The organism is Streptomyces sp. NPDC058375 (assembly GCF_042723425.1).
In the GTDB taxonomy this organism is placed as follows: Bacteria; Actinomycetota; Actinomycetes; order Streptomycetales; family Streptomycetaceae; genus Streptomyces; species Streptomyces durocortorensis.
Map to the genome: position 1 here is coordinate 1 of NZ_JBHXJG010000406.1, position 4,020 is coordinate 4,020.

At 67.9% G+C, this 4,020-nt stretch carries 4 protein-coding genes; 2 read left to right on the forward strand and 2 right to left on the reverse strand.

Features of this window, described 5'->3' with window-relative positions:
- Nucleotides 1–66: 66 nt before the first annotated feature.
- Complete coding sequence (locus ACFWM7_RS34200) at nucleotides 67–1,251, reverse strand: cation:proton antiporter (protein ID WP_383268373.1); 1,185 nt, start codon at nucleotides 1,249–1,251, stop codon at nucleotides 67–69.
- A 235-nt stretch (nucleotides 1,252–1,486) separates the two neighbouring features.
- Between ACFWM7_RS34200 and ACFWM7_RS34205 the strand changes: the two genes are divergently transcribed.
- The gene (locus ACFWM7_RS34205; protein ID WP_383268376.1) at nucleotides 1,487–1,987 is read left to right on the forward strand and encodes an HD domain-containing protein; all 501 of its coding nucleotides are present in this window, start codon (nucleotides 1,487–1,489) and stop codon (nucleotides 1,985–1,987) included.
- Between the two features lie 90 nt (nucleotides 1,988–2,077).
- On the opposite strand, the gene ACFWM7_RS34210 is transcribed toward ACFWM7_RS34205, so the two are convergent.
- Nucleotides 2,078–3,244 (reverse strand): acyltransferase family protein, encoded by a 1,167-nt coding sequence (locus tag ACFWM7_RS34210; RefSeq protein WP_383268378.1) that lies wholly within the window; start codon nucleotides 3,242–3,244, stop codon nucleotides 2,078–2,080.
- A gap of 500 nt (nucleotides 3,245–3,744) precedes the next feature.
- Here ACFWM7_RS34210 and ACFWM7_RS34215 point away from each other — a divergent pair, with 500 nt between their 5' ends.
- The gene (locus ACFWM7_RS34215) at nucleotides 3,745–3,939 is read left to right on the forward strand and encodes a hypothetical protein (RefSeq protein WP_026290750.1); all 195 of its coding nucleotides are present in this window, start codon (nucleotides 3,745–3,747) and stop codon (nucleotides 3,937–3,939) included.
- Nucleotides 3,940–4,020: the final 81 nt, after the last annotated feature.

Here is a 4,020-nt window from a genome sequence, read left to right on the forward strand (position 1 = left end):
CAGCGGGTATCTGGGCGCCTCTCCGCCGTCCGGTGGTGCTGAGCCGTGAGGCTCAGCCGGTGGTGCTCAGACCGACACCGGAACCTGTTCCTGGTCCTGGTTGTCGTCCTTCTTGCGGCCGCCCGGCAGGATGCGGGCCAGCCAGTGCGAGCGTCCGGCGGCCAGCGGCGCGAGGACGGCGAGGAGGAGGACGTAACCGGCGATGAACGGCGAGAGCCGCTCGTCCAGTCCGGCGGCCGCCGCCATCGTGGCGAGGATGAGCGCGAACTCACCGCGGGCGACGAGCGTCGTGGCGATGTTGGACGTGGCCTGCGCGCCGAAGGAGTACACCTTCGCCGCCGCCAGACCGGCCGCGATGTTCATGGCGAGCGTCAGCACGACGGCCGCCAGCACCGGCCACAGCACGCTCGGCAGGTCGCCCGGGTCGATGGAGAGACCGAAGGCGAAGAAGAAGATCGCGCCGAACGCGTCCCGCAGCGGGTGGACCAGCTTGAGGATGCGGTCGCCGGACGAGGTGGAGCCGAGCATCAGGCCGACCATGAAGGCGCCGATCGCGTCGGCGACACCGAACATCTCGGAGACACCGGCGACGAATACGGCCATCCCGAGGAACGAGATGACCAGCAGCTCGTCGTCCTTGGTGCTCATGAGCTTACCGATGATCTTCGTGCCGAACCGGGCCGCCAGGGCGAGCAGCAGCAGGAAGCCGAAGGCCTTGCCGCCGTCGATCAGCGCGGCCGAGAGGCTGTCCGCACCGGACAGGATCGGCTGGAGCGCGGCGAGGTACAGGGCGAGGAAGACGTCCTCGACGACGATGATGCCGAGGATCGGCCGGGTCTCCGGATTACCGATGCGTCCGAGGTCCACCAGGATCTTGGTGACGATCGCGGACGAGGAGATGCCGAGGACACCGGCGAGGACCAGCGCCTCCGAGGTGCCCCAGCCCAGCGCGAAGCCGAATATGAGACCGGCGCCGACGTTCAGGACGAGATAGGTCCCGCCCGCGATGGCCATCTTCCGGCCGCCCGTCCTGAGGTCGTCCATGTGGAACTCGAGCCCCAGGTAGAAGAGCAGGAGGACGAGTCCCAGCGCGGAGAGCATCTCCAGGTCGTGCGGGTTCGAGAGGAGCGTGTATCCGGGGGTGTGCGGGCCGAGGAGGATTCCGGCCAGGATGAACAGGGGGATCGTCGGCAGCCCGATACGGCCACCGAGGCGGGCGAGGACGGCAGCGGCCAGGAAGGCGCCGCCCATGGCGAGGAGGGTGTCTGCGTGTCCGATGAGCCTGATCCTTCGGGGTCGGTCAAGAGCTGGTCAAGGGGGCATCAAGATTCCGTCAGTAATTAGTTTACCGAACGATTGACCCTGCAACTATGGCTCCGTCAGATTGTCAGTTTTTGTCTGTTTGATCCGTGAGAGAGTCGCGCCAACGGCCCCATGATCAGGGCGAGTTCGGATACGCCCCCGGGCGCGGCCGTAGGCTCGGCCCATGGCTGAACGACATCTGAGCGTCTCCGAGGTGGAGGCCATCGCCCGCGAGGCCCACGCGCTCCAGACCGACAAGGCGGGCCGCCCGTACGTGGAGCACCTGGCGGCGGTGGCCGAAGGCGTGCGGGTACGCGGCGGCGGCGACGGGCAGATCGCGGCGGCCTGGCTCCACGACGCGGTCGAGGACGACGCGCTCTCGGCTCAGTGGCTGGCGGACGCCGCCCTGCCGCAGGAGGTCAAGGACATCGTCCTGGCGCTGACCAAGCGGCCGGGGGAGGAGCTGTCCTCGTACAGCGCGCGGATCCTGGCCACCCCGGGGGCGCTGCTCGTCAAGGAGGCGGACCTCGCCCACAACGCGGATCCCGCCCGGCTCGCGGTCCTGGAGGAGGCGACCCGTACCCGGCTGACGGAGAAGTATGCGCAGGTACGGGGGCTGCTGGGGCTGGTCGGCGATGAATCACCCCCGGACCGAAAGAATCCGGCCAACCCGCAGACGCACTGATCCACCCGCGGCCGGGCCGACGGGTGGATCAGGGGCAAGCGGCGGGGAGGGCGGCAGCCGGTCCGCGGGACGGCCGGTTCTCCCGGATGCTCAGCGCTTCGCAGGGGCCTTGCGGAACGCCCAGTCCATGTCCGGCTCGGTGGCCCACTTCAGCGCGCGGCCCACCAGCGGGGTGCACATCAGCGTCACGGCCACCGCCGCCACGAGCGAGACGACGACCAGCCCGGCCGGGTCGGAGAGCCAGGTGTAGCGGTCGAACAGACCCGCGTACTCGGCCCCCTTGATCAGGAAGCCGTGCAGCAGATAGCCGCAGATCGTTCCGGCGCCGAGCACCGTGAACCACCGGGCCCTGCCGGGCACCCAGGCCAGGAAGCCGATCGTCAGCGCCAGGGCGCAGCCGAACATCGCGAGCGTCATCACCGCGCCCGACCACCACGGCGCGTCCATCTCCTGCGCGCTGTTGGCGCGGTAGAGCCAGCCGAGCTGCATGTGCGGGGCGACCCAGTACGCGAAGAGCAGTGCACCGGCGAACAGCGGCACGGACAGCAGCCGCACCTCGCGCCGCCTGACCAGCTGGAAGTGTTCGGGCTTCATCAGCAGGCCGAGCACGAAGAACGGCAGGAACTGCAGCACCCGCTGGAGGTCGAGGTCGTCGCCGATGTCGGGGGAGACGGAGGCGAGCATGGCGATGGCGAGCGCCACCGGCAGTGGATGGCGGATCGACTGCCAGATCGGCGTGGTCACGCGCCAGATGAACAGGGCGATCAGGAACCAGGTCAGGAAGAACGGGTCTATCAGGCTGATCGCCATGTCGGGCGAATCGTCCGCGTACCGCTTGAAGAGCGAATAGGCCGTCTCGAACAGCACGTACGGCACCGCGACCGAGGTGATCAGCCGCTTCACCTTGGGCGCCGTCATGTCGAACGACCGGGAGAAATAGCCGGAGATGAGGATGAACGCCGGCATGTGGAACATGTAGACGATCATGTACAGCGCGCGGGTGGCGCGACTGCCGTCCATCACGGGTTCCCAGGCGTGTGCCACCGCGACGAGGACGATGGCCAGATACTTCACATTGTCGAAGTAGGGGTCGCGCTTCTTCGCCGCCGCGGGCGCCGGAGCGGCGGCGACCGGAGTGCTGGTCCCGGGAGCGGGCCGGGGTGCGGTGGTGGTAAGCGTCTGCTCGTGTCTGGGCTCCGACTCCCGGGTCGCCGGGGGGAGCGGGGCCCTCTGAAATACGCTCGGGGCTTGGAACATCTAAGGCACCTTAGACCGGTCGATTGCCTCGCGTAAAACTGCGGGGAGATATCGCGTGTTCCCCTCTATTCGAATGTGAAACCGTCGAACACCGACCGCTATGACACACTTGATCCCGCTTAAACAGGGCATATCGCCAGGGTGTTGGCCGGAGTGAATTACGTCGCATCCACGCCGTCAATTGACTGTGAACGAAGTGTGGGGATGTGGAAACGGTCGCCGCCGCGGATATTCGGCGGCCGGGATTTCACAGCCGACGCACAGGGAGCGGGCGGGCGACGCGGCTCCCGCACGCCTGCCGGGCCCGGGGCGAGCCCCGCTCCGTCCCGCCTTCCGTCGCCGCGCCGGCCCCGGCCGTGAAGGATGGCGGGATCCCGTCACTCCGTTCCGTCACCCGGCAGCAACCACGGGGGAGTTGGTGGCACGATGGAGGCGACGGGGCGCGCGGTGGTGCACGCTTCCGGGCCGGCAAGGCGGACCGACCGAGGGTGTGATCAGACGTGGCTATTTCACTGTCTATGGTGCTGCTGTTCGCGGTCATCCTGGTGGTAATGATCCGTGGCGGCTCCATCAAGGCCGGGCCCGCGATCGTCGCCGTGCTCTTCGGCTTCTTCCTGGCGTCGACCGGCATGGCTCCGTCGATCAACAGGTTCATGAACTCGATAGCCGACACCATCAACCAGATCAGCTTCTGACCGATCCGACACATCTGTTCGGATCAGCTTCGGCAGCGGAAGCAACGCACGAGGGCCGGGCCGGAGGATCATCCTCCGGCC